Origin of the sequence: Brevibacillus sp. AG (genome assembly GCF_028369215.1) — a bacterium.
GTDB classification, from domain to species: domain Bacteria; phylum Bacillota; class Bacilli; order Brevibacillales; family Brevibacillaceae; genus Brevibacillus; species Brevibacillus porteri.
Genome location: NZ_JAQMYO010000009.1, coordinates 127,627 through 149,547, shown reverse-complemented (window position 1 = coordinate 149,547; position 21,921 = coordinate 127,627). Strand labels below are relative to the sequence as shown.

Below are 21,921 nucleotides of genomic sequence, written 5' to 3'. Positions count from 1 at the left end.
TTTCGATCAGATTGATAGAGTCCGACTGATGATTTTCACACGACCTTGCTGCTGACTTTCAGACCAATGACACCAATCACAATGAGTGACATCCAGAGCATTTGCTGTAGATTGATCATTTCTTTGAATAAGAAAATACCGACGAATGTAATGAGAACAATCCCGACACCAGACCAGATCGCATAAGCGACACCGACTTGTATATAGCTGAGTGCGAAATTAAGCAGAGTAAAGCTGGCACCGTACAACAGAAACATCAGAATGGATGGCCACAGCTTGGTAAAGCCCGCAGATAGTTTCATCGAAGTCGTACCTGCTAGCTCCAACAGAATAGCGAATGCGAGGAGAACCCACCCCCACCCGATCCCCTCATTCATGCCGTGATGCCTCCACCTTCAGCTGCGCATAGGAGGAAATCACCGCTTCTGCTTCCTCCAGGATTTGAATCCGGTCAGAAGAGTCTTCCTTGCTCACAATGCCAATGGTCACCGAGACACCTGCACTTTTCCCCATGCGTATGTCGCCGCTCGTATCGCCGATGACAGCGACTTCTCTCGGCTTCAAGCCCAATTGGGTACAAGCTTTTACCACCATGTCGGGATAAGGCTTGCCACGCTCTACCTGATCATTCCCGATAATGACTGGAAAATAAGAGCGAATGCCCATCCATTCCATGTGCTTGATCGCTTCCTCTGTTTCGTCTGCGGTTACAATCCCCATAAACATTCCGTGGTCGCGACATTGTTCGAGGAACGGAATCAGCCCCGGGATGGGATAAGCAGGACGAGTCTGATCCATATCCTGATAAGCTCGCTCCTTGCACTCTCTAGCGAGTCGCATTGATTCTCCCCACGATAGTCCCTGACGATAACCTTGCCATGCCAGGATCGCAAGCAAATCGCCAGTCGAGCCCATCGCTAACGGACCATTGATGCTGTAGTCGCATACGTGCCCGTCTTCGTCGTGAACAGTCCCCCACAGCTCTGCGAGAGGAGCGATCTGGGCCGGCTGTGGAAGCTGGCTGGCAAAATGACGATGGACGGATTCGCTCCAGTACCCCCAGAGCCGCACAAACTCCAGCAAAGTACCATCCTTATCGAACAAAATCGCTTTGACCGTATATCTCTTGTTGTTAACAAGTAAGTCGGGCATCTTTTTCCCACCTGCATTCCATTTTGAATCGGATTTGACTTTACTCTTTTGTCCTGACGAGAAGCGCATCCGTTCTTTTCTGAATCTTGCCTGCCATCCACATGATCGCGGTACGTACCAACAGATTCGCTACAATGATTAACGTAGACATCGCAGCAGCTTGCGCGATATCGCCTGAGTCCTCCTTATTCACAATCGCAACCGCAGCCGGTTTCAGGTCCGGTGCATACAAGAAAATAATGGCCGAGACCGTCACCATGCTATTGATGAAATAGTAGAGGAACACTTCCAAAATCGTCGGCAATGACAGCGGAACTGTCACCCGCAGCAATGTCCGATACCAAGGCACGTTCATCGATTCCGATGCAGCCTCGAACTCGCTATCCAGCTTCTTCAGACCGGACGTCATCGTCAGGAAAGAAACCGAGTAGAAGTGAACGATGTTACACAAAATGACGATCCAAATCGTGCCGTAAATGCCGTGCAGCGGTTGATTCGGATTGTTGAAAAAGAATACGTAGATCAAACCGAGCACGAGTCCTGGCAATGCAAGCGGCAGCATAGACAGAAAATACGCTGACTGACGCAGCAGACGATGCCCGCGTGACTTCTCGATGAGATATGCGAACAAAAAAGTAGCGACTGTACCAATCAATGCCGTCGCAAACGCGATAAGCAAGCTCGTCACAAACGGTCCTTCCCCATCCAAAAAGTCTTCGTAGTGTGTAAAGGAGATGGACAGATTGTACGGCCACACTTTTACAAGAGAGCCGTAAATCGCAACCAGGATGATGCTAATAATCACAGCGGACACGGCGGAGCAAAGCACGTAGAACAACCCATCCCGAAGTTTGTTGCGTTCAATTCGGTAAGGGGTGGACTTCGCACTCAACCAACCGCTCTGTTTACGCTGGGAGATGCGATCGATCACAAATGAAATGACGGCTGGTATCAACAGCAACACCCCAACGGCCGCACCCATTTGCATGTTTTGTTGCCCAATAACCTGCTTGTACAAATCTGTCGCCAGCACGTTGTACTGCCCGCCGACCACTTTGGGAGCACCGAAGTCGGTAAAGGTCAAGACGAAGCAGACAAAAATGGCACTGATCAGCGCAAACCTCGTACCTGGTACCGTGACCGTCCAAAATGTGCGCCACTTGGACGCCCCGAGCGTTTCTGCCGCTTCATACATCCGGTAATCTGCACTTGCGAGTGCCACCGACAGCATCAGAAACGCCTGCGGAAACGTATAGAGTACTTCCGCCATCACAATCCCGATAGGCCCGTAGAGCTCCATACGGAATTCCGGCAACAGCCCAAAAAATCCGGTAGAAATCAGCCCTTGATTGCCAAACAGGTAGGTCAGCGCCAAGCCGTGCAGCATAGAGGGGGCGAATAGCGGCAAGAGCGCAACAGACCGATAAAACCATTTGCCACGAATCGCGCTTCTCTCCAGTGCGTAAGCAAATCCGAAGCCCAGCGTAACGGCAATGATCGTCGTGACCGTCGACACCTTAATGGAGTTCCACAATGACATCACGAGAGCCGGCGTCGAGAAGTAATTGGCAAAGTGCATAAGCCCAATAAAGTTCCCGTCCTGATCCGTAACGGCCTTGATCACCAGCTCACCAAGCGGCAGCAGGATGGCAAACAACAGCGCGATGGTCATGCAGACGATGATCGCGTTTTGGCTCCATTGGTTGGCATCAGGGCGTATTCGTTTTAACCAGGTGTCCATATCGTGTGCGCTCCTTAGCCAACAGCCAGGTCTGCCGTATCATCAAAACGGATGACATGCTCTGGCGGCAGAGTGAAGGCAATTTTTTGATCCGGCCAAACATGATGAGACACCATAGCATGTGCCGGGACATCAATCGTGACAAACTGTTGCAACAAAGTACCTTGTGGACCGATTAACTCTGCGACAATCCGATAATGCGTACCGCGATATTCCAGCTCGCGCACGATTCCTTGTCTGCCTTTTTCATGCCCGTCACGCAGCAACTGAACATGCTCCGGACGGATGGCGAGCATAGCCTGTTCCGAGTGCTTATCCGACTGGATAAAGCTGATGGCTCCGATAAAATCAGCGACAAATGGCGTTTTGGGACGCTCGTACACTTCTTTTGGCGTACCGACCTGAATGATGCGCGACTGGTTCATAACCACGATGCGGTCCGCCATCGTCAACGCTTCCTCCTGATCGTGCGTTACCATAATCGTCGTCATCCCGAATTGATGATGGAGCCGACGAATTTCGTTTCGGAGTTTGGCACGAACCTTGGCGTCCAGCGCAGATAATGGCTCGTCCAAGAGCAAGCAGTCCGGCGAAAACGCCAAGGCCCTCGCCAGTGCTACCCGCTGCTGTTGCCCTCCTGATAATTGGGCCGGGACTTTGTTGCGGTGTTCTCCCAGCTCAACCAGATGAAGCATTTCCTCTACCCGATCAGCAATTTGTGCCTTGGAGAAGCGATTACGCAATCCGTAAGCAATGTTTTCACTGACCGTCAAATTCGGAAACAAAGCGTACGATTGAAACATCATGCCAAAATTCCGTTTCCCTGCTGGCAACGAGGTAATGTCTTTCCCGGCAATGACGACGCTCCCTTGATCCGCATTTTCCAGTCCTGCGAGGATGCGCAACAATGTTGTTTTACCGCAGCCGCTCGGTCCGAGCAGACAGATGAATTCATTCTTGGCAATGTCCAGTTGAATGTCCTGAAGCGCTGTGTGCTTCCCAAATCGCTTGGCGAGATTGCGTAATGACAAATAGCCTTGCTCCATCACAAATGCTCCTTTATTCTTTACTTTTTCGGTTCAGCCTTGGAGCCGTACTTCTGCTCCCACTCTTTCAGAATGCCTTCGCGGTCTCTTGCTGCTTGATACAAGTCCAGCTTGGTCAGCTGCGATACCGGATCTTGTTTGTAGCCTTCTGGAATTTGACTTCCTTCTTGCTTGATGCTCAAAATCGCGTAGTTTTTGTTGTATTCCTTCATCGGCTCATCACTGATCGCCCAGTCGAGGAACAATTTTGCTTCTGGCTTGATGTCCTTTTTCTTTACGAGCGCGCTCGCTTCCATATCCCAGCCCGAGCCTTCTTTCGGGAACACGACTTCGACTGGAGCTCCTTTTTTCTGTTCCTGAATGCCGCTGTATCCATAAGAGATACCGATTGGCGCTTCACCAGCGGACGCCATCTTCGCCGGCTTGGAGCCAGAGTGCGTGTAGACCATCATGTTTTCATGCAGCTTGTCCATATATGCCCAAGCCTTGTCTTTGCCGTACAACTGATGCAGGGCGTTGACGGTCAAGTAGCCTGTTCCAGAAGAAGCAGGGTGAGGCATCGCGATTAAGCCCTTGTATTCTGGTTTGACCAAATCTTCGTACGACTGTGGGATGGGTAGATTGCGCTTTTCCATCTCTGCTTTGTTGACAATAATGGCTGTCTCCCAAATATCCATGCCTACCCATTTCGGCGGGTTGGCCTTGTCCTTGAATTCAGGCAGTACACGATCTACGCCCGTGGGAGCATATGACTCCAACATTTCCATATCGTCCATCACCAAAAGACTGGTGGCAGCCAGACCCCAGATTACGTCGGCTTGCGGATTGTCCTTCTCGGCAATCAGCTTGGCTGTCATGATACCAGTGGAGTCACGAACGATGTTTACTTTGATATCCGGATACTGCTCTTTGAAAGAAGTCAGATACGTCTTGATCTGTTCATCTTCAATTGCCGTGTACACATTGATCTCTCCAGATGCGTTAGACACAGCAGTCTCCGAACCGGTTTGCCCACTGCTCGATGCTGTTCCCTCTGTCTTCGGTGCTCCGCAGCCTGCCAACAAACTCGTAACGACCAACGTTACTGCCATCACATTCCACTTGATTTTCACTGTGATTCTCCTTTTCTGAAAGAAAGTATCGGATAAAAACCATCTGTGTTCAAAAATTATTGTACATTCACATTGTGTTTCGCCCATGAAACCACTGTTAATTGAGCATTAAGATTACGTAAATGCTCATAACAATAGCTTTATCACCGTGTTGAAAGAATTTTTGCTATAATGGAAGTATCATACAAAAAGAATTGAACGAAATAATGATGACGGTGGCACGAGAGGGAAGTGAATATTCGCATGTCTTTGAACGAGGAAAATGTACGAGAAGAAAAACGCCTCCATATTCGTAAACAAATGATTGAAGCCATAGCGGAAACAATGGACTTGTATGGCGCTACTCATTCCTCGGGTCAGCTTTACGGTGTCATGTTCTTCGAGAATCGTCCGATGACGCTCGACGAGATGAAAACACAGATGAACATGAGCAAAAGCAACATGAGCTATGCAGTGAGATCCTTAATGGAATCCCGCATGGTCAAAAAACTCGAGGAAAAGCAGGAACGAAAAGAGCTGTATGCGGCGGAGACCAACTTCTTCACAGCGTTTCAAAACTTCTTCACATACAAGCTGCAGCGTGAAGTCGATGTGATGACCGGTGCCATCGACCAGGCAATGCCTGAATTAACCGAGCTGATCCTTCAGGAAAGTACCTCTGATGAGGAACGAAAGCTCGCCCTCCAAGATTTGCACAAGCTCCGACATGCAAAAAAGTATTACGAATGGTTACAAAATTTTGTGTATACCTTGGAACAAGGTGATTTTTTCGAAGAAGAGCCCGAATAGAAAAAAGCCATCTTTCTCTCCAAAGCTAGAGGAAAAGATGGCTTTACTTTTTACTTTTTCTTCTCTTGACGCACCAAATACAAGAAGTACGGAACACCGATGACCGCCGTCACAATACCCGCGGGAATCTCGATCGGAGGATTCAGCCCTCTCCCCAATGCATCTGCAATCACGAGAATCAACGCGCCCAAAACCGCCGCACCTGGCAACAGATAACGATGCTGATGACCGAATAGCTTTCTCGCCATATGTGGCGCAATCAATCCCACAAAGCCGATCGAGCCAATCGCCGCTACACATGCGCCCGCCACTGCAACCGCGAGCAGCAAAAGCATATAGCGTGTTCGCACGACATTCAGTCCGAGCCCGGTAGAGCTACCTTCATCTAGACTGATAATGTCCAGCTTTCGGTGCAGGGCAAGGCTAATGGGAATGAATACGAGCAGCCACGGCAGCAAAGCGTAAATTTCATCCCAGCCTTTCCCCCACAAGCTCCCTGCCAGCCAGACAAGTGAATCATTGGCTTGCATCGGATACTTCACCATGATGAATTCCGTCAACGCTTGACAGATCGCCCCTACTCCCATGCCGACCAAGGCAAATGTAGTTGGCTGTGCACCGCTTTTCCGAGTGAAATAAATGAGGGCAATCGCTACCGCCAGTGCTCCCAAAAACGCGACAATCGGGAGAAGAAGTGGTGAAGCGGTCGGAAACAGAATGATGACAACTACCGCGAACAAGCCCGCGCCTTTGGTTACACCTACGACATCCGGTGAAGCCAGAGGGTTACGGATCATTCCTTGCAAAATCACACCAGCGATCGCGAAGCCCGCTCCAGCAAGAATCGCGAGCAACGCCCGTGGCAATCGATAGTTTTCAATCATAAACGTAAGCGACGAAGATTCGCCCATGATCACCCGAATGATTTGATCAGGGCCGATAAAGATCGGACCGATCCCCATGCTAAACAATGCTGCCACTAAGATTAAGGCAACGAGGCCAATCAGGAGCAGGGTGTTTTTCCGCGACGTCATACCATTTCCCTCCCCTTTTTTCTCGCCAAGTAAAGAAAGAACGGGGTTCCCAGGAGAGCCGTTACAATTCCTACAGGAGACTCAAACGGATAGGAAATCAAGCGAGCCAGTACATCCGAGATTGTCACCAGGACAGCACCACCAAGCGCAGACACAGGGATAACGACCCGATAGTCAGTACCCACGAGCCTCCTTGCGATATGCGGAACCATCAGTCCGACGAATCCGACAGCTCCGGCGACAGCAACAGAGGCGCCTGCCAAAATAACGACCACAACATAAGATAGCAGTCGGACGCGGGCGATTTTTTGTCCCAACCCCATCGCGACTTCCTCCCCCAGTCGAAACACAGACAAAGAGCCGGACAGCCAGATCGCCAGCAGGAGTCCCGCCATCGACCACGGCAAAATCAATTGCACATCCGTCCAAGCCGCTCCGCTAATGGAGCCAGACAACCAGTACAATACATTCGATATGTGTTCGTTAAAGATGATGATTCCCTTCGTAATGGAGGTGAGCAGCAGGTGGATGGCCATTCCTACCAAAGCGATCTTGAGATTGGTCATCCCACGGGAAGCTGCGAATCCAAAGACAACAAGTCCCCCGACAATCGCTCCAGCAAATGCAAAATAGATGAGATTGGCTTTCCCGATATCCGGTAAAAACACAATCGCGAGTACGACCACCAAACAAGCCCCCGCATTCACGCCAAATACTTGCGGAGATGCGAGCGGATTGCGGGTAACGGCCTGCATCACTGCTCCTGCCACAGCCAAATTCGCCCCGATGATGGCTCCCAGTATGGCTCTCGGAACCCGGATGGTTTGGAAAATCAAGAGCTCCTTGGAGTATTCACCCGATAGCCAATGCGTCACTAACGATCGAATTTGCAGCGAAGCTACTCCGGTAAACAAGCTCAGCAACAAACCAATGAGCAAGAGGATTGCCAAACCGATCGCAATGAGGACAAAGGTACCTTTTCGTTGTCGTGTCGTTGTTTTCTGCAATACAAGCCACCTCGATCAATTACCACGTGCAAGAACACCGAAAAGACCAGATCAGCGATCGGTCTTTCCAGATTTTGCATCGTATGTGTTCTTATTTATCCTTACTGTACAAAAGGTTCACTGCCTCTTCGACAATGCGTTCCGCAGATTTCAGTCCGCGATAGCGCGTCCAGAGGTCACGATTTACTTTGTGTACTTCCTGATTTTTGACTGCGGTGATATTGTTCCAGAGCGGATTTTGCTTCCACTCGTTCAACAACGCGTCGTCTGCTTCCGCCAGGAAAATCACATCTGGGTCCCACTGCACCATTTGCTCCAAACTGATTTTTACCGTTGGTTCTGGCGCATCCTGAATCGCATTTTTGATTCCAATCATTTCGAGCAATTCACCATCAAACGATTTCGAACCATGTGCAGACAGCGAATCTGCGCGGAATACACCCAGCATGACATTGCGGGAATCCCCAGCCGGTATCTTCTTCTTAAACTCTGCGATGATCTCCTTGTGCTTGATCAGGCGTTGTTCTGCTTCTTTTTGCTTGTTCAGCGCTTCCCCAATCGTGGCAAACGAGCTCAAGTTTTCCTGATACGTCGAGTTGCGGCTTTTCAAAATGATCGTCGGTGCGATTTTTTGCAAATCCTTGTAAATGTCCTTGTGGCGATTCAAATCACCGATAATCAGATCTGGCTGCAACGAGCTAATGACTTCCAGACTCGGCTGCTGGCGAGTCCCCACAGGAGTATACTCGATTTTTTTGCCGATCAGTCCTTCTACGTCCTTATCCTTCTCTTGCGCGATTCCTACAGGCGTCACTCCCAGCTCCCATAGTCCGTCTACAAAGGAGTACTCCAACGCGACGACTCTTTTCGGGTCTCCGATAATTTCCGTTTCGCCCAACTCATGTTTCACGATGCGCTTTTGTGCGGTTTGCGCACTATCTGTACCTGCTGCTGGCTGTTTTTGCTCTGCGCTGCCGCACCCGGTCAGTAATACCGTACCTGCCAGTGCAAGCGTCCAAAGCATATGACCGAGACGTTTCATTCCGTTTGTTCGCTTCATCTTTTGTCCCTCACTTGATGTAATTGATAATGATTATTATTACCGTTTAAATGCGTTTTTTATTGTAACAATCTGCTGCCGCAAATGAAACATTGTGCTTATTAAACCTTTTACCGTAATAAAGGTGATTAACGTCATTTTGTTCATGCTCTGCCATTACGAAAAAAAGCCGTTACGTCTGAACCATCGACGTAAACGGCTTTTCGCTACGATGCTATTTGTTGTATGGCGAATGACTTACTTCAGTCATCGAGCTCAGCTTCTCTAACGCTTCCTTGGCAGGCGCATGATTCTCCGCCATCGCCAACGCCGTCTGATAAGCTGCCACAGCCTCCTCCACTTGACCCAATCCTTCGTAGCAAAGCCCTTTGTAATACCAGGCGTGAAAACTTCCCGATCCCTTCAAGGTCAGATGACGAATGTTGCTCTCCCCTAGGTCCAAGCAGTGATCGAACGTCATCAAGGCTCGTTTATAGTCCTTTTTCAAATACATAATGATCCCTTTGTACAAATGCAAATCAACGTAGTCAGGATACATCTCGATTGCCTTTTCAATTCCTGGCCACGCTCCCTCAGCACTGCCGATCGAGATCAACGTAGAGTATTTGAGCTTATAAAGAAGCGAAGGAGGCATCATATGGTTTTCGAGAAACCCGATAATAGACAGATTCACGAACTTGAACGTTTTCTCATGCTCCTGGATACGTGAGAATTCACTGGCAAGATGATACTCAATCCACGGAGAGTGGCCCTCTTTTTCCAATTCCTTCATGAGTAGCCCAATATTACGCTCGAATTTGTTCTTTCTGCCAGTAAATTCATTCATGTAGCCGTAATGGTATATCCGTACAGGCAAGATTTGAATGTGGAGATCTTCGGTCAGATTGGGAAGAACCTCTTCTACGTTGAGCGTTTCATGAATGGGAAAATGGAAGCGAAAACCGATGCCATTGCGAAACAAACGTGAGTGAGCGATATGAAAAGCATCGTCTTCATTTATTTCATCTCCAATGTAATTTATTAGTTGGATATAAAAAAGAGAATCCTCTTGACCGCGAAGCAGCTCTTTCAATTTCTTGCTGTCTTCCAGATTCATTTCCTCATCGGCATCCATCCACAAAATCCAGTCGCCCGTTGCTTTTTCTAATCCAAAGTTTCGTGCTTCTGCGAAGTTATCCTGCCACTCATAAGAGTGTACGACCGCTCCGAATGACTTGCCTATCTCTATCGTTTTGTCGGTACTCCCCGTGTCTACGATAATCATTTCATCCACAAGGTCTTTCACGCTTTCCAAGCACTTGTGAAGGCACTCTTCTTCGTTTTTTACAATCATACATAAGGAAATTTTGGGCGCCTCCGACATGCTGCTCATCTCCTTTTACACACATCACTGAGATCGTAGTCTATCCCCCCTTTACTCTATGAACGGACTGCTCCTTTCAGAACGGCGCCATTTCCTTGGCTTTCGAACCTTTTGCTGAAGCAGCGCATAGGTAGTGGTAGGCAGATATCACAAAGAAAGCAGGGATCGTATCCATGCATGACTCATGTCCCTTGTGCAACAGCGCTCAGGTTGCGCTTTTCCACCAGTACGCTACCTTTTCGCTCCTAACGTGCAAAGATTGTGATCTCGTTTTTCAACCTCACCTCGATCAAGTCAACGTGCCACAGCTGGTTGCAGACATTTATGATGCGAGTTGGGTTTCCATGCGGGATCAATATGCCAAAAATACATTTACGGAGCATGCGATCTTCCATACATTGCTGCTCGATATGTGGTTTTCGGAAAAAGGAAAGCTGCTCGAAATTGGTCCAGGAACAGGAGAGTTGTTATTCCTTGCTCGTGAGGCTGGGTGGGAGGTTGTTGGGGTAGAGCCGTCGCATCAATCATGCGCATACGCCCAAGACCGGTATGGGCTACAACTGGTTCATTCGTTATGGAACTCCTCCGTTCTCGCCCCCGAACACATTGGTACTTTTGATGCCATCGTTTTTTGTCACGTCTTTGAGCATATTTCGCATCCGAAGCAATACCTTGAAGAATTGAAGGGGTTTCTTAAACCAGGAGGAAAAGTCATTTTTAGCGTGCCGAACAAAAACTCGTTCACCAATACACTGTTTGGGGTGTATTCCCCGTTGTATACCGAGAATGACCACCTCTTTCATTACTCCCGTGACAATCTGATCTCACTGCTTCATCAAGGTGGCTGGGAGGTCCTCTCTATCTTTTCTCGAGAAGAAACGAACCGCTTGGAAAACCATCTGCGCAAGACCACGCAAACACCTTTACCGATCCAAGACATCATGAAGCTAGCCGTGAACCTCCAGTCGACCTTCCAAGGCCATGAAATCTTCTGCATTGCAACACGACAAGCGCAGGAGGTGCAGCACATAGATGACCAGAGCCAAGCTGACTCTTTCCATGATTGTAAAAAATGAAGGCAATCGGTATTTGAGACAAGCGTTGGAAGCACATAAAGACTTTATTGACGCAGCCGTCATCATCGACGATGGCAGTATCGATCATACCGTGGATCTCTGTAGAGAGGTTCTCAAGGGCATTCCTCTTCATCTGGTCCAAAACGCTACCTCTCAGTTTTCCAACGAGGTCGCCTTGCGCAAACAACAATGGCAAGAAACAATCCAGACTGAGCCGGGATGGATTTTGAATCTGGACGCCGATGAAATCATGGATAGCACCTTCCCCTCAAACGTTTCCGATATTTTGGAACAGCAGACATACGAGGCGATCTACTTTCGTTTGTACGATATGTGGAGCGAGACGCATTATCGCGAAGATGTGTATTGGAAAGCCCATCATTACTACCGTCCTTTTATGATCAAATATCGCCCTGACTTCCCATATATATGGAGAGAAACCCCTCAGCATTGCGGCAGATTCCCTCTCTCGATCAACCAGTTCCCTTACCTGTGCCATCCATCACGCGTGAAACATTTTGGCTGGGCACGACTCGAAGATAGACAAAGCAAATACAGCCGCTATCAGCTCCTCGACCCCGACGCCCGATATGGCTGGAAGGAACAGTATGAATCCATCTTGGATCAACATCCCAATCTGTTGGAATGGGTGGAATGAAGATGATCATTCGCGATATCGAAAAGGCTTTGCAGCAGTCCAATTGTAATCACTGGCGATACAACTCACTCACGTTGAGCAAACAGGCCCTCGTACATGCATGCCGTCATATCAACAAAGAAAAGGAGGAGTGCCTGGTGCTTCAGTTGGGTGGAGGTGACTCCGCCCTGTTTTGGAAATCACTTGGCGATCTTGAGCTGCTCCCGGTTCAAGCAACTATTGTGGAGCATCATCCAATTCGTGCAAAGGAAATCAAGGAGAGTCTAGGTGATGTACCGCATGTCGCTTTGGTGACCAGCTCTTTGAAGCAACTATCCGAAGAGGAATGGAACAAGGTCTTCGACAATCCAACGGAGAGCAGGAGCTTGTGGCCTGCCATCGGACAGCATGTTCCCGAGAATCAATTTGATTATTTTTCCATTCAAAAAGCATTTTACGCCGATTTGGACCAACTATCGCTTTCCAGTCATTCAGTAGATGTCATGGTTGTGGACGGTCCGCATGGCAACGGCCGCTCTCTTGCCTATCCACTATTTATTGACACACTCAAACCAGATGCACTTATTCTCGTAGATGATTTTGATCACTATCCCTTTCTGGCTCATCTCGGAAAAATCTATCACTACGAAGAACTTTTTCGAGAGATAGCCGGAAATCGTCGCTGGGTATTGGTAAGGCTCCGGGGCTTACATACGCATAAATCTATGAGGTGATGATCATGTCCCAAGCATCGATCCCTACTATTACGCCTGTTATCTCGATTACTCTTGGCCAAACCACTTCGCTCTTGCTTGCATCCATCGCGTTAGAAGAACTGGCTTTGGCTCACATTCTGAACGCAGAGGCTGAAAAGCTCCAATTTGTTTTAGGCACCCTTGTTCCAGGGCTTGAACCACCCGCTACACTCTCCGACATCCTGCTCGTCAATTCAAGCGTTCGTCAAACGATACAAGATGTCATCAAAAAAGAAATACTTCTCCAATTCAAATTGGAAAATATCGTGGATAATCTTCTTCCACAGATTCCTTCGAGTTAATAGGCCTCATTCGTATGGAAACTACCACAATACCACTGGTCCGGGTCAATCGATCCGGGCTTTTCCTTTTCCTTGCTTCCTTGCGCATGGTGTACAAATTAACAGTTCAGTGGGACACACACCTATGCATACACTTACCGTAGTTAAAACGAAGGGGGAATTTGCTATCGATCACGCGTTTAGAAGTAAGCGATAGGCTTAAATGAGTAAAATAGTTACCCATTACTTCAAAGAGGTGATCTCATGTCTCAATCTACCATCCCTAACATTACCCCAACGATTTCCGTTACGATTGAGCAATCCGTATCTTTACTGCTGGCATCCATTGCTCTGGAAGAATTGTCTTTGGTGCATATTATGAATGCAGAGGCAGAAAAACTCCAGTTTGTGGTAGGTACATTGGGGGTTACGCCTGAGGTCGTCCCCACCATCTCTGACATTCTCGCCGTTAACAACAGTGTTCGCAAAACGCTACAAGATGTCATCAAAAAAGAAATGCTCTTGCAATTCAAGCTGGAAAATGTGGTTAGCATTATCCCGGGCGCCTCTACTTCCTTATCGAATGAATACGATTAAGTTGTCATATTAAGATCGCGGTTACATAACATGTACTGCGAGGAAGTTTCCATTTATTCACTATCAATTACGCGATCCTATGACGATCCTATCGTTTTTAAGTACGTTGTAAGAAACTTGCCCGAAGGAGTTCTGTGCAAATAAAGGGAAGCAGATCTCCTTCTATTTCGGGCAAGTCTTATTTTGTATACAAAATCATAAAAACAAAGGATGTAGATAACGATGTCAATGCCCACGGTCCCCAATATAACACCGGAAATCATATTGAAACGCAACGAAGTATTAAATCTGCTTCTCACCTCCATTGCGCTGGAGGAAATCGGACTTTCTCACATTATTAATGCAGAGGGGCAAAAGATCCAAAAAATCGTGAAGGAGCAATCCCTCTCGCTCAATGATGCACTTGCCCTAAACAATAGCGTGGAACGAATGCTGCGCAATGTCATCAAGACAGAGATGCTCTTGCAATTCAAGCTGGAGGACATTATTAAGCTGGAGCAGATGCATGATCATCATAACCACGATGACTTACCTGACTTGCCCGACCTGACTTGCTTCAAAGAATAACCCTCACTACTCACACTGCTTCTCATGGATCATAATTTTATTGAAGAGGGATGATGATGACCTTACAAGATAAAGTTCAATCAAATGATTTGCCGACGCGCGAAGAAGCTTTGAGTCATTTGCTGCAATCGATTGCCCTAGAGGAAGAAGCCTTGTCTAGATTGCTAAATGCTGAAGCTGACAAAGCCCTTGCTTTCGTTGGCAAAAATCTGGACTTCCCCAACAACCCGTCCAATGATGAGATCATCACCTTTAATCGTACAGTCATTTCGATTCTGGATTCGGTGCTGATGGCTGAGTGGCTTTTGTTAAAAAAGCTGGATGCAGCCATTCACATGTACCCTGTGGCGCTTAAATCAAATTTTGAGATGGAAGAATCCGATTTCGGGGATGAATTGGATGACATCACCATCGACTATTAAGGATTGTTCATTTCAGGAATTCGAGGTCAATTGCCATGAAGAACAGAGGTATCGATGACACCGTTCTAAAACTGACCTATTCCATCGTCCAGTTGGTCAAAGGATTGGAATCACGCTTTCATCATGCCAAAGATTACGAGCTTATGCTGTTTGGCTACCAACTATCAACGATGATCAATCTGCTCGTCAGACTGCATACTCACACACATAATAAGCAGATTACTCACAGCTTCCTTTTTGAATCGCGTAACCCTCTCCATCCCACAAGCGAAACATACACACATGTCCTTGCTTCAATTGCCCAGTTATCGGAGTTGGTAAAGTCGTGGAGCTTTCCACATAAACAAATCGCGACATTCATTGAAGATCATTTGCGGCAATTACAAGCTTTTTACTTGATAGAAGACCATCCCCATCATCAAGTAAAGTCTATGGAGCCGGAAGAGGATTCCCCCTACGAAGAGCCGATGCAATTAGAGCTGGAAGGAGTTTTTCCAGATGACGAACCGATACAGTTGGATCTGGGTGAGCAAACGAAAACCACTGACGTTCCACCTATGCCTCCCCCAACCCCTCCATTGCTCGCAAATGACGCACGCATCGATACAGCTAACAACCGGAAATCACTACGTCCAAACCCCCCATTATTAGCACAAACTGCGTCCATCCCTACTCCCGATAAAAACAGAAACAAATCCGTGCGTTCCAAGCCTGTAGCGAACGTGGAAAAAGTGCGTGGCAAGAAAAAAATGCTCGCGAAGCGAGTGTCTGCACCTGCACGGCCTCCCTATGTACCGAACTCCGTAAAGGTACGTATCGGCAATGTCACCAAGATCATCCACATATGAACCTGAATCTAATGAAGGAGTAAGGTATATGGATCGTTTGGAATTGATCGAAGTGGCCGGCAACAGTTATGTGGTCTCCGGTAAATACGGGATCGGGGTCTATTTGGATAGGTCCAGCAAAACCGCTGTTTGCATTGATAGCGGCCCAAATGCCGCTGTCATCGAGAAAGTATGCAGTAGAATCAGCGATCGAGGGTATCAAATCCTTGCCGTTGTTCATACACATGGTCACGCTGTTAACCACGGTGGCAATCTCTATTTGAAAAAAAGGTTCCCCAACCTTCGCATCTATGCGACACATTTAGCATCCTATATCATCGAAAATCCACATCTCGAGCCTTTGGTTTTCGACGCAGGTGGAGGGTCTGATGCGAAGCCTGATCAAAACAAAGAGAATGCACGTGCGCTCGTAACGGATTATCTTCCATCCACCGATGGTATCTTTCACGTCGATACCATTCCATTCAAAATCGTCTCCTTACCTGGACATTCGCCGGGAATGGTCGGCATTATTACCCCTGATCATGTTCTTTTCTGCGGCGATGCCTTGTTTGGTCCCAAAACGTTGAACAAGCAGGATCTCCTTTTTTTTAACGATCTGAAGGCTGCCAAAAGAAGCTTCAAGAAGCTCTCGATGATGAAATTGAACGCTTATGTGCTGTACCATGGTGGACCCTTTAAGACAGTAACGGGTTTAATTAACAAGCATCTCAGCCTTATGAAAGACACCTCTGCTTTTCTTGAAGCATGGATTCATGAGCAGCCAAGCACTCTCGAACAAGTAGTCCAAAAAGTCATGAAAAAATATGAGTTTGAAGATGACTTGCACCGCTACGGTTTGACTACTTCGATTATCCGCTCTTATGTAAAAGAGCTACAGCAAGAGAACCGAATTGTCGCAAAAGTGGACAATGGCTTACTGCTATTCAGTAAACCTGCCGCTACCACTTGAACAAAGGCTATATATGGGGGTGTACCATGGGGAAAAAACGTATTTTAATCGGTAGTCCCATTCAACAATTCCCGATCATTTTGGAGGAATTCCTTCAATCCCTCACGGAGCTGACTACCAAAAACGAACTGGTTCATTACATGTTCATCGACGATAACAAAGACCCACTATCCAGTACACTCTTGGCTGATTTCGAGCAGGAGAACAAACGAACCGTCATCCTCAAAAACACAGACGATGACACGTATGTCCGAAATGAAATGACCCATTATTGGACGGAACGAAATATTTGGAAAGTAGCGCAAATGAAAGATACGATTATCTCCTATGCGCTCAAAGAGGGTTTCGATTACTTGTTTTTGATCGATTCCGATCTCGTTTTACACCCTCACACCCTGCAACAATTGCTTCGAGCCAATAAAGATATTATTTCCAATATTTACTGGACACGTTGGCAGCCTGATTCGATTGAGCTTCCTCAAGTTTGGCTGATGGATCAATACACATTGACTAGCGAAGGGGCGTCCGAATCAGCGGAGAACCAAAACTTTTTAGAGATGCTGCGTAAACCGGGTGTGTATGAGGTAGGAGGTCTCGGTGCATGCACGTTCATCCATCGAAAGGTCTTGGAGGCAGGCGTCAGCTTTAAACGAATAGCTAACTTGTCGTTCTGGGGAGAAGATCGGCATTTTTGCGTTCGGGCTGTAGCTATGGGCTTTTCTTTGCATGTGGATACGCACCTTCCTGGGTACCACATCTACCGTCAGTCGGATCTGGCTGGAGTGAGCGAGTATCGCAAAAAAAATGGCATGACAGCGGGGAAAGCGAATCAGATTTCAATCAGTTTATGCATGATCGTCAAAAATGAAGAAGACGCTCTGGAGCGATGCCTCTCCACCGTTGCGGACCTCGTCGATGAAATCATTATCGTCGACACGGGTTCAACAGACCGCACAAAAGAAATTGCGTCCAACTATGGCTGCACCATTTATGATTTTGAGTGGATTGATGATTTTTCAGCTGCACGAAACTATGCGTTCAGCAAGGCAACATGCCCCTATATTTTGTGGCTGGATGCAGACGATATCCTTCTGGAGAAAGACCGGCAGCTCTTCCGCGAGTTGAAGCTTACGTTAAATTACAGCATCGACAGTGTCACGATGAACTACAACCTTTCAGTGGACAGCAATGGGAATGTGGCATACAGCATTCGCCGCAATCGCCTGGTAAAACGCGACCGTGGTTTTCGCTGGATCGGACCCGTCCATGAATATTTGGAAGTCAGCGGAAACGTCATCAACAGTGACATATCCATCACGCATAACAAGCAGAAGGAATACACGGACCGCAATCTGCAAATCTACCGACGCAGGGATGCTAAAGGGGAAGAATTCTCTCCACGGGACTTGTACTATTATGCGAATGAATTGCGTGACAATCAGTATCATGAAGAGGCCATTATTTTTTACACGAAGTTCTTGAACACCCAGCAAGGCTGGGTAGAAGACAACATTAACGCTTGCTTGAAGCTGGCGAATTGCTATTCCCATCTATACGAGAGACAAAATGTTCTATCGTCGCTATATCGTACGTTCAACTACGATCGCCCACGGGCGGAAGCGTGCTGCCAGATTGGAGCCTTTCATGTCGAAGATAAAAATTGGCTGCTCGCCATTTTTTGGTATGATCTCGCAACACAAGTGGAGCGACCTGCTGAAAAGCTCGCACACATCGACCACGTATCCTGGACGTGGCTACCTCATCTTCAACTTTGCTTATGCTATTCTCAAATGGGGGATAACGAGAAATCACGCCACCACAATGATATTGCCTACTTATACAACCCGACCCACCCTAGCATTCTCTACAACAAAAGGTATTTTGAGTCTCTGACCTGACTCCCCTCGTGATCATGAAAAAGTTACCCACCCTGTGGGTGAATGTATAAATGCCATAAGCAATGGTGGTCTATTTTTTGATGAGCACGGCGCTTACCGGTTAACACAAAAGCCAATCTGGAAATCAGATTGGCTTTTTTCTGTTTCTATACAGTCAGGCACCTGCACAGATAACGCCTCATAGCATAGTGAGAAGTTTTTGAATGTAACAGGAAGGATGAATGCCATGTCGCAAGCCAATATTCCCAATATTACTCCCACCATTACTATAACGAGAGACGATGCTATCAATCTTCTCCTTACTTCCATCGCCATCGAAGAGCTCAGCCTCGGGCATATTATTAATGCAGAAGCAGAAAAATTGCAATATGCCATTGGTACATTACCAGGTTTGACTGTTCCTGCTTCGTTAAGCGATCTCCTTTTGGTGAATGCAAGCGTACGCCAAACCTTGCAAGACGTTGCGAAAAAAGAAATGCTATTGCAATCGAAACTGGACAACATCCTGTCTGTTCCATCCTACAGCACAGGTGGTATAACGGGGGCGACGGGCGTTGGTGCTACCGGACCTACTGGGGCCACCGGGACTACCGGGGCAACAGGCGCGACTGGACCTGCTTTCACCGCTGAAAACTTCTCTGGCTTCTTATCAACTGTGACCCTTTGTGCATCTTCCCAATTAATTAACTGGTCAACGGCCAGCCCCTACTATGGCAGCCCAAGTTTCAACCCTCTAACTGGCACTTACACAGTACCAGCGAATGGAACTTACTCCATCAAGGCAACCATTAACTATGAAACGACCGCAGCCATTACCGTTAACTTAGACGCTGGAATTACTCCCGCATTTGTCGTGCAAAGAATAACTCCGACCGCAACGGATTTGATTATTGCCGATTTCCCTGTTCTCAACGTAAACGTTGCGCTCGTACTCACATTAAGAGCCATTCTGGGGGCAGGAACCGTCACACTCGCGGGTGACGTTCAACTCAATGCAGGTGATACACTCGGTTTGTTCTATGTTGCCAATGGATTGACCATCAACCTCAACTTAGGTGGAGGAGGCGAGGGCATCGTCTGGTCCATTCACCGTCTCACCTAACAAGACTTTGCCTTTACGAAAACAGCTGACTGCATCTAACATGCAGTCAGCTGTTTCTTGTCCGTTACATTCCCAGCTTACACCTTTTTCACAAATTCCGATTTCAATTTCATTGGACCAAAACCATCGATTTTGCAGTCGATATCATGGTCTCCTTCAATCAAACGGATATTTTTTACTTTTGTCCCGATTTTCACAACCAATGAAGTACCTTTTACTTTGAGGTCTTTAATGACGGTTACGGTGTCGCCATCATTCAAGACGTTTCCATTTGCATCCTTGATGACCTTGTTATCTTCACCGTTGTCGCTGTCTGCTTGCAACGTCCACTCATGGCTGCATTCCGGGCATACTAGGGAGCTTCCATCTTCGTACGTGTATTCTGAATGACATTTTGGGCAATTTGGCAATTGACTCATCTTTGATATAACCTCCATTCGATACTGTCCATTCTACCATATCTAACCTGAAAACCTGGCCACCTAACCAGCAAGACCTTCGTCCCGTGCTTTTTTAACGGCCTCTTCGCGATTCTTTACACCCAGTTTTGCATAAATCACTGTGGTGCAATTGCGTACCGTTCCTTCAGAAAGAAAGATTTTCTCCGCGATAGTTTTCATGCGAAGCCCCTCTACCAACGAGGCCAATATGCCTCTTTCCCGTTCCGTCAACCCATAGGGACACTCGCGTCCTTGCTTTTGGCGAAGTCCATTCAGCTCTTCTTGCTGCAAGCGCATTTCTTTGAAAAGGACATCCGCAATCTTATGGTTAATCAACGCTTCACCCTGATGAACAACTCGTATCGCCTCTACGAGCTCAACCGGACTAACCGATTTTAACAAGTAGCCATTCGCGCCTCTCCCTAGCGTTTCTGTCGCAAGGGCTGTTTCTTCGAAGGTCGTCAACATAATGACACGCATATCCGGCCACCGCTCACGTATCGCTTGTAGTGTCTTCGCCCCGTCCATGACAGGCATTTGAACGTCCAAAAGTACGACGTCGGGTTTTTCTTTTGGAATGATGTCCAGTGCCATCAAGCCGTTCTCTGCGACCCCGACCACCTGTAAATCTTGCTGATTCTGTAAAACGAGTTGCAAACTTTCCCTCACAATGGGCTGATCATCGACGATTAGGATACGTATGCCTGCACTTGGTACAGCCTGCATAGCTGGCAGACTACAAATGACCGTCACACCTCCTTCGTCCATACAATGGATCGATAATCGTCCCTGAAGTGCTTCTAGCCTTTCCTTCATCGATTGCAAACCAAATCCGAATTCGATCGTCCCATTTCCTTCCCCATTATCTTCGACCTGCAACCGAATCTGAGCTTCTTCAAAGTAAAGTCCCACTTGAATTTGTGATGCTTTTCCGTGGCGCACAGCATTGGTCAGTGTTTCTTGCAAGCAGCGGTACAAAGTCAGCTTCAAGGAACGGCTCAACGCGTACTCATCGCCGTACATACGTAGCTTGACGGACACCCCTGTAGCCACTTGAAATTGCCCGATCAATTCAACGAAGGCGGACTCCATCGTCGTAGCAGATTCATAGCCATTATGAGCCCATTTGTGGAAAATCCCTCTGGACTCATCCAAACCTTGTCGAGCCATCTGCAAAAGCATATCCAGACGACTAGCCTCCGCATCTGGTATTTTAGACCGAAGCATCTCCATACCCATAATGAGCGATGTCATCGTATGTCCGATCGTGTCATGCAGCTCTTTGGACATTTTGTTCCGTTCTTCCAGCAGCGTGATTTCCTCCACCTGGGAAGCGTATTGCTCCAATATGTGGTTCTGGTTTTGAATAATCAGGCTCTGCTTGTGCATACGACTAAGCAATTGAAAGGCAAAACCAAGCGCATATGCCGCGAAATGGTACACAATTAGATCGCTTACGACTATAGGCTCGAAATCAAACCCAATTGCCTCGCCCACAAGAAACGGAATCGCCAAAATCGCCAATGGTCCCGTCCAGCGATAAGATCGTTCCACACTGTGATATCCGATGAGAAAAGCGATGGGGACAAACTGCCACCTTACTCCTTCAAAAAAGAAATTCAAGGCAATGCACAAGCCTCCACTCAAAATAATCTCAGCGAGCAAATATAGGTTACGAGAGTATCGACGCAAACAACTGGGGACGACAAGCACCAAGAGCGAAACAATCAATGTAATCACTAGCGGATAAGGCAATTGATCTTGATTGCGGACAAGGCCGAGAAAAATCGTCAGCCCCCACATAAAGTGGATCGTGAAGATCATCCAGTCAACCCATAACCATCGTTTAACAAATGCAAGCAATTGGCACACCTCATCTACACCCAAACTTTCCCCCCATTATATTATCAGATGACGCCCAGCTACTATCACGATAAACAATGACATTCTGTTACTTCTCACCGTGACATTCATCGTCCTATACTCATCCCTGTCGCTGGCCTTACAACAATTGACTGACGCTAAACGCGAAAGGTGATGAA

Annotated in this window: 23 protein-coding genes; 12 read left to right on the top strand and 11 right to left on the bottom strand. The window is 47.4% G+C overall.

Translation table 11 applies throughout. The annotated features are described in order from the left end of the window. Window positions 1-35: 35 nt before the first annotated feature. Genes POF51_RS23840 through POF51_RS23820 form a run of 5 tightly spaced genes read right to left on the bottom strand, consistent with a single transcriptional unit; the run spans window position 36 to window position 5,030 of the window. Window positions 36-377 (bottom strand): DMT family transporter, encoded by a 342-nt coding sequence (locus POF51_RS23840; protein WP_017246700.1) that lies wholly within the window; start codon window positions 375-377, stop codon window positions 36-38. After that, window positions 370-1,152 (bottom strand): HAD family hydrolase, encoded by a 783-nt coding sequence (locus POF51_RS23835; RefSeq protein WP_069849988.1) that lies wholly within the window; start codon window positions 1,150-1,152, stop codon window positions 370-372. Before POF51_RS23835 ends, POF51_RS23840 begins: the two co-directional genes overlap by 8 nt. Before the next feature lie 40 nt (window positions 1,153-1,192). Continuing rightward, window positions 1,193-2,893: a putative 2-aminoethylphosphonate ABC transporter permease subunit gene (locus POF51_RS23830; protein ID WP_069849990.1), complete on the bottom strand. Its 1,701-nt coding sequence runs from the start codon at window positions 2,891-2,893 to the stop codon at window positions 1,193-1,195. 14 nt (window positions 2,894-2,907) lie between these two features. Next, window positions 2,908-3,939 (bottom strand): ABC transporter ATP-binding protein, encoded by a 1,032-nt coding sequence (locus POF51_RS23825; RefSeq protein ID WP_069849993.1) that lies wholly within the window; start codon window positions 3,937-3,939, stop codon window positions 2,908-2,910. A 20-nt stretch (window positions 3,940-3,959) separates the two neighbouring features. Beyond that, a complete protein-coding gene (locus tag POF51_RS23820; RefSeq protein WP_271756247.1) occupies window positions 3,960-5,030 on the bottom strand; it encodes a putative 2-aminoethylphosphonate ABC transporter substrate-binding protein in 1,071 nt (356 codons plus the stop codon). A gap of 264 nt (window positions 5,031-5,294) precedes the next feature. On the opposite strand from POF51_RS23820, the gene POF51_RS23815 reads away from it, so the two are divergent. Continuing rightward, window positions 5,295-5,840: a GbsR/MarR family transcriptional regulator gene (locus POF51_RS23815; protein ID WP_017246705.1), complete on the top strand. Its 546-nt coding sequence runs from the start codon at window positions 5,295-5,297 to the stop codon at window positions 5,838-5,840. A 50-nt stretch (window positions 5,841-5,890) separates the two neighbouring features. Here POF51_RS23815 and POF51_RS23810 read toward each other — a convergent pair whose 3' ends face one another. From POF51_RS23810 to POF51_RS23795, 4 genes are all read right to left on the bottom strand, one after another. Then, window positions 5,891-6,874, bottom strand: a complete 984-nt coding sequence (locus tag POF51_RS23810) for a FecCD family ABC transporter permease (protein ID WP_271756224.1) — start codon at window positions 6,872-6,874, stop codon at window positions 5,891-5,893. Continuing rightward, complete coding sequence (locus POF51_RS23805) at window positions 6,871-7,881, bottom strand: FecCD family ABC transporter permease (RefSeq protein WP_017246707.1); 1,011 nt, start codon at window positions 7,879-7,881, stop codon at window positions 6,871-6,873. Before POF51_RS23805 ends, POF51_RS23810 begins: the two co-directional genes overlap by 4 nt. Before the next feature lie 91 nt (window positions 7,882-7,972). Then, entirely contained in the window at window positions 7,973-8,941 is a 969-nt protein-coding gene (locus tag POF51_RS23800) for an ABC transporter substrate-binding protein (RefSeq protein WP_069850000.1), read from the bottom strand. Between the two features lie 214 nt (window positions 8,942-9,155). Further along, the gene (locus tag POF51_RS23795) at window positions 9,156-10,304 is read right to left on the bottom strand and encodes a glycosyltransferase (RefSeq protein ID WP_271756223.1); all 1,149 of its coding nucleotides are present in this window, start codon (window positions 10,302-10,304) and stop codon (window positions 9,156-9,158) included. Between the two features lie 173 nt (window positions 10,305-10,477). On the opposite strand from POF51_RS23795, the gene POF51_RS23790 reads away from it, so the two are divergent. From POF51_RS23790 to POF51_RS23740, 11 genes are all read left to right on the top strand, one after another. Further along, window positions 10,478-11,380: a class I SAM-dependent methyltransferase gene (locus tag POF51_RS23790; RefSeq protein ID WP_069850005.1), complete on the top strand. Its 903-nt coding sequence runs from the start codon at window positions 10,478-10,480 to the stop codon at window positions 11,378-11,380. Further along, complete coding sequence (locus POF51_RS23785) at window positions 11,337-12,038, top strand: glycosyltransferase family 2 protein (protein ID WP_271756221.1); 702 nt, start codon at window positions 11,337-11,339, stop codon at window positions 12,036-12,038. The genes POF51_RS23790 and POF51_RS23785 overlap by 44 nt, the downstream gene beginning before the upstream one ends. A gap of 2 nt (window positions 12,039-12,040) precedes the next feature. Next, window positions 12,041-12,751: a hypothetical protein gene (locus POF51_RS23780; RefSeq protein WP_271756219.1), complete on the top strand. Its 711-nt coding sequence runs from the start codon at window positions 12,041-12,043 to the stop codon at window positions 12,749-12,751. Between the two features lie 5 nt (window positions 12,752-12,756). Further along, a complete protein-coding gene (locus POF51_RS23775; RefSeq protein ID WP_069850011.1) occupies window positions 12,757-13,074 on the top strand; it encodes a hypothetical protein in 318 nt (105 codons plus the stop codon). Window positions 13,075-13,317: 243 nt separating this feature from the next. Continuing rightward, window positions 13,318-13,650, top strand: a complete 333-nt coding sequence (locus POF51_RS23770; protein ID WP_017246714.1) for a hypothetical protein — start codon at window positions 13,318-13,320, stop codon at window positions 13,648-13,650. 222 nt (window positions 13,651-13,872) lie between these two features. Then, window positions 13,873-14,217 carry a hypothetical protein gene (locus POF51_RS23765; protein ID WP_017246715.1) on the top strand — a complete coding sequence of 115 codons (345 nt, stop codon included), beginning with the start codon at window positions 13,873-13,875 and terminating at the stop codon, window positions 14,215-14,217. A 56-nt stretch (window positions 14,218-14,273) separates the two neighbouring features. After that, window positions 14,274-14,639, top strand: a complete 366-nt coding sequence (locus tag POF51_RS23760) for a hypothetical protein (RefSeq protein WP_017246716.1) — start codon at window positions 14,274-14,276, stop codon at window positions 14,637-14,639. A gap of 35 nt (window positions 14,640-14,674) precedes the next feature. Beyond that, window positions 14,675-15,487, top strand: a complete 813-nt coding sequence (locus POF51_RS23755; protein WP_271756218.1) for a hypothetical protein — start codon at window positions 14,675-14,677, stop codon at window positions 15,485-15,487. Window positions 15,488-15,515: 28 nt separating this feature from the next. Further along, complete coding sequence (locus POF51_RS23750; RefSeq protein ID WP_271756217.1) at window positions 15,516-16,439, top strand: MBL fold metallo-hydrolase; 924 nt, start codon at window positions 15,516-15,518, stop codon at window positions 16,437-16,439. 26 nt (window positions 16,440-16,465) lie between these two features. Next, complete coding sequence (locus tag POF51_RS23745; RefSeq protein ID WP_271756216.1) at window positions 16,466-18,337, top strand: glycosyltransferase; 1,872 nt, start codon at window positions 16,466-16,468, stop codon at window positions 18,335-18,337. Between the two features lie 226 nt (window positions 18,338-18,563). Further along, complete coding sequence (locus POF51_RS23740; RefSeq protein ID WP_271756214.1) at window positions 18,564-19,439, top strand: hypothetical protein; 876 nt, start codon at window positions 18,564-18,566, stop codon at window positions 19,437-19,439. Between the two features lie 77 nt (window positions 19,440-19,516). On the opposite strand, the gene POF51_RS23735 is transcribed toward POF51_RS23740, so the two are convergent. Both POF51_RS23735 and POF51_RS23730 read right to left on the bottom strand, forming a co-directional pair. Beyond that, complete coding sequence (locus POF51_RS23735) at window positions 19,517-19,858, bottom strand: zinc ribbon domain-containing protein YjdM (protein WP_069850021.1); 342 nt, start codon at window positions 19,856-19,858, stop codon at window positions 19,517-19,519. Window positions 19,859-19,921: 63 nt separating this feature from the next. Next, window positions 19,922-21,766 (bottom strand): helix-turn-helix transcriptional regulator, encoded by a 1,845-nt coding sequence (locus POF51_RS23730; RefSeq protein ID WP_271756213.1) that lies wholly within the window; start codon window positions 21,764-21,766, stop codon window positions 19,922-19,924. Window positions 21,767-21,921: the final 155 nt, after the last annotated feature.

Bases quoted from the DNA above. Each gene is read 5' to 3' on its own strand.
- POF51_RS23840 (WP_017246700.1), bottom strand. From the start codon at position 377: ATGAATGAGGGGATCGGGTGGGGGTGGGTTCTCCTCGCATTCGCTATT.
- POF51_RS23835 (WP_069849988.1), bottom strand. From the start codon at position 1,152: ATGCCCGACTTACTTGTTAACAACAAGAGATATACGGTCAAAGCGATT.
- POF51_RS23830 (WP_069849990.1), bottom strand. From the start codon at position 2,893: ATGGACACCTGGTTAAAACGAATACGCCCTGATGCCAACCAATGGAGC.
- POF51_RS23825 (WP_069849993.1), bottom strand. From the start codon at position 3,939: ATGGAGCAAGGCTATTTGTCATTACGCAATCTCGCCAAGCGATTTGGG.
- POF51_RS23820 (WP_271756247.1), bottom strand. From the start codon at position 5,030: ATGGCAGTAACGTTGGTCGTTACGAGTTTGTTGGCAGGCTGCGGAGCA.
- POF51_RS23815 (WP_017246705.1), top strand. From the start codon at position 5,295: ATGTCTTTGAACGAGGAAAATGTACGAGAAGAAAAACGCCTCCATATT.
- POF51_RS23810 (WP_271756224.1), bottom strand. From the start codon at position 6,874: ATGACGTCGCGGAAAAACACCCTGCTCCTGATTGGCCTCGTTGCCTTA.
- POF51_RS23800 (WP_069850000.1), bottom strand. From the start codon at position 8,941: ATGAAGCGAACAAACGGAATGAAACGTCTCGGTCATATGCTTTGGACG.
- POF51_RS23795 (WP_271756223.1), bottom strand. From the start codon at position 10,304: ATGTCGGAGGCGCCCAAAATTTCCTTATGTATGATTGTAAAAAACGAA.
- POF51_RS23790 (WP_069850005.1), top strand. From the start codon at position 10,478: ATGCATGACTCATGTCCCTTGTGCAACAGCGCTCAGGTTGCGCTTTTC.
- POF51_RS23785 (WP_271756221.1), top strand. From the start codon at position 11,337: ATGACCAGAGCCAAGCTGACTCTTTCCATGATTGTAAAAAATGAAGGC.
- POF51_RS23780 (WP_271756219.1), top strand. From the start codon at position 12,041: ATGATCATTCGCGATATCGAAAAGGCTTTGCAGCAGTCCAATTGTAAT.
- POF51_RS23775 (WP_069850011.1), top strand. From the start codon at position 12,757: ATGTCCCAAGCATCGATCCCTACTATTACGCCTGTTATCTCGATTACT.
- POF51_RS23770 (WP_017246714.1), top strand. From the start codon at position 13,318: ATGTCTCAATCTACCATCCCTAACATTACCCCAACGATTTCCGTTACG.
- POF51_RS23765 (WP_017246715.1), top strand. From the start codon at position 13,873: ATGTCAATGCCCACGGTCCCCAATATAACACCGGAAATCATATTGAAA.
- POF51_RS23760 (WP_017246716.1), top strand. From the start codon at position 14,274: ATGACCTTACAAGATAAAGTTCAATCAAATGATTTGCCGACGCGCGAA.
- POF51_RS23755 (WP_271756218.1), top strand. From the start codon at position 14,675: ATGAAGAACAGAGGTATCGATGACACCGTTCTAAAACTGACCTATTCC.
- POF51_RS23750 (WP_271756217.1), top strand. From the start codon at position 15,516: ATGGATCGTTTGGAATTGATCGAAGTGGCCGGCAACAGTTATGTGGTC.
- POF51_RS23745 (WP_271756216.1), top strand. From the start codon at position 16,466: ATGGGGAAAAAACGTATTTTAATCGGTAGTCCCATTCAACAATTCCCG.
- POF51_RS23740 (WP_271756214.1), top strand. From the start codon at position 18,564: ATGTCGCAAGCCAATATTCCCAATATTACTCCCACCATTACTATAACG.
- POF51_RS23735 (WP_069850021.1), bottom strand. From the start codon at position 19,858: ATGAGTCAATTGCCAAATTGCCCAAAATGTCATTCAGAATACACGTAC.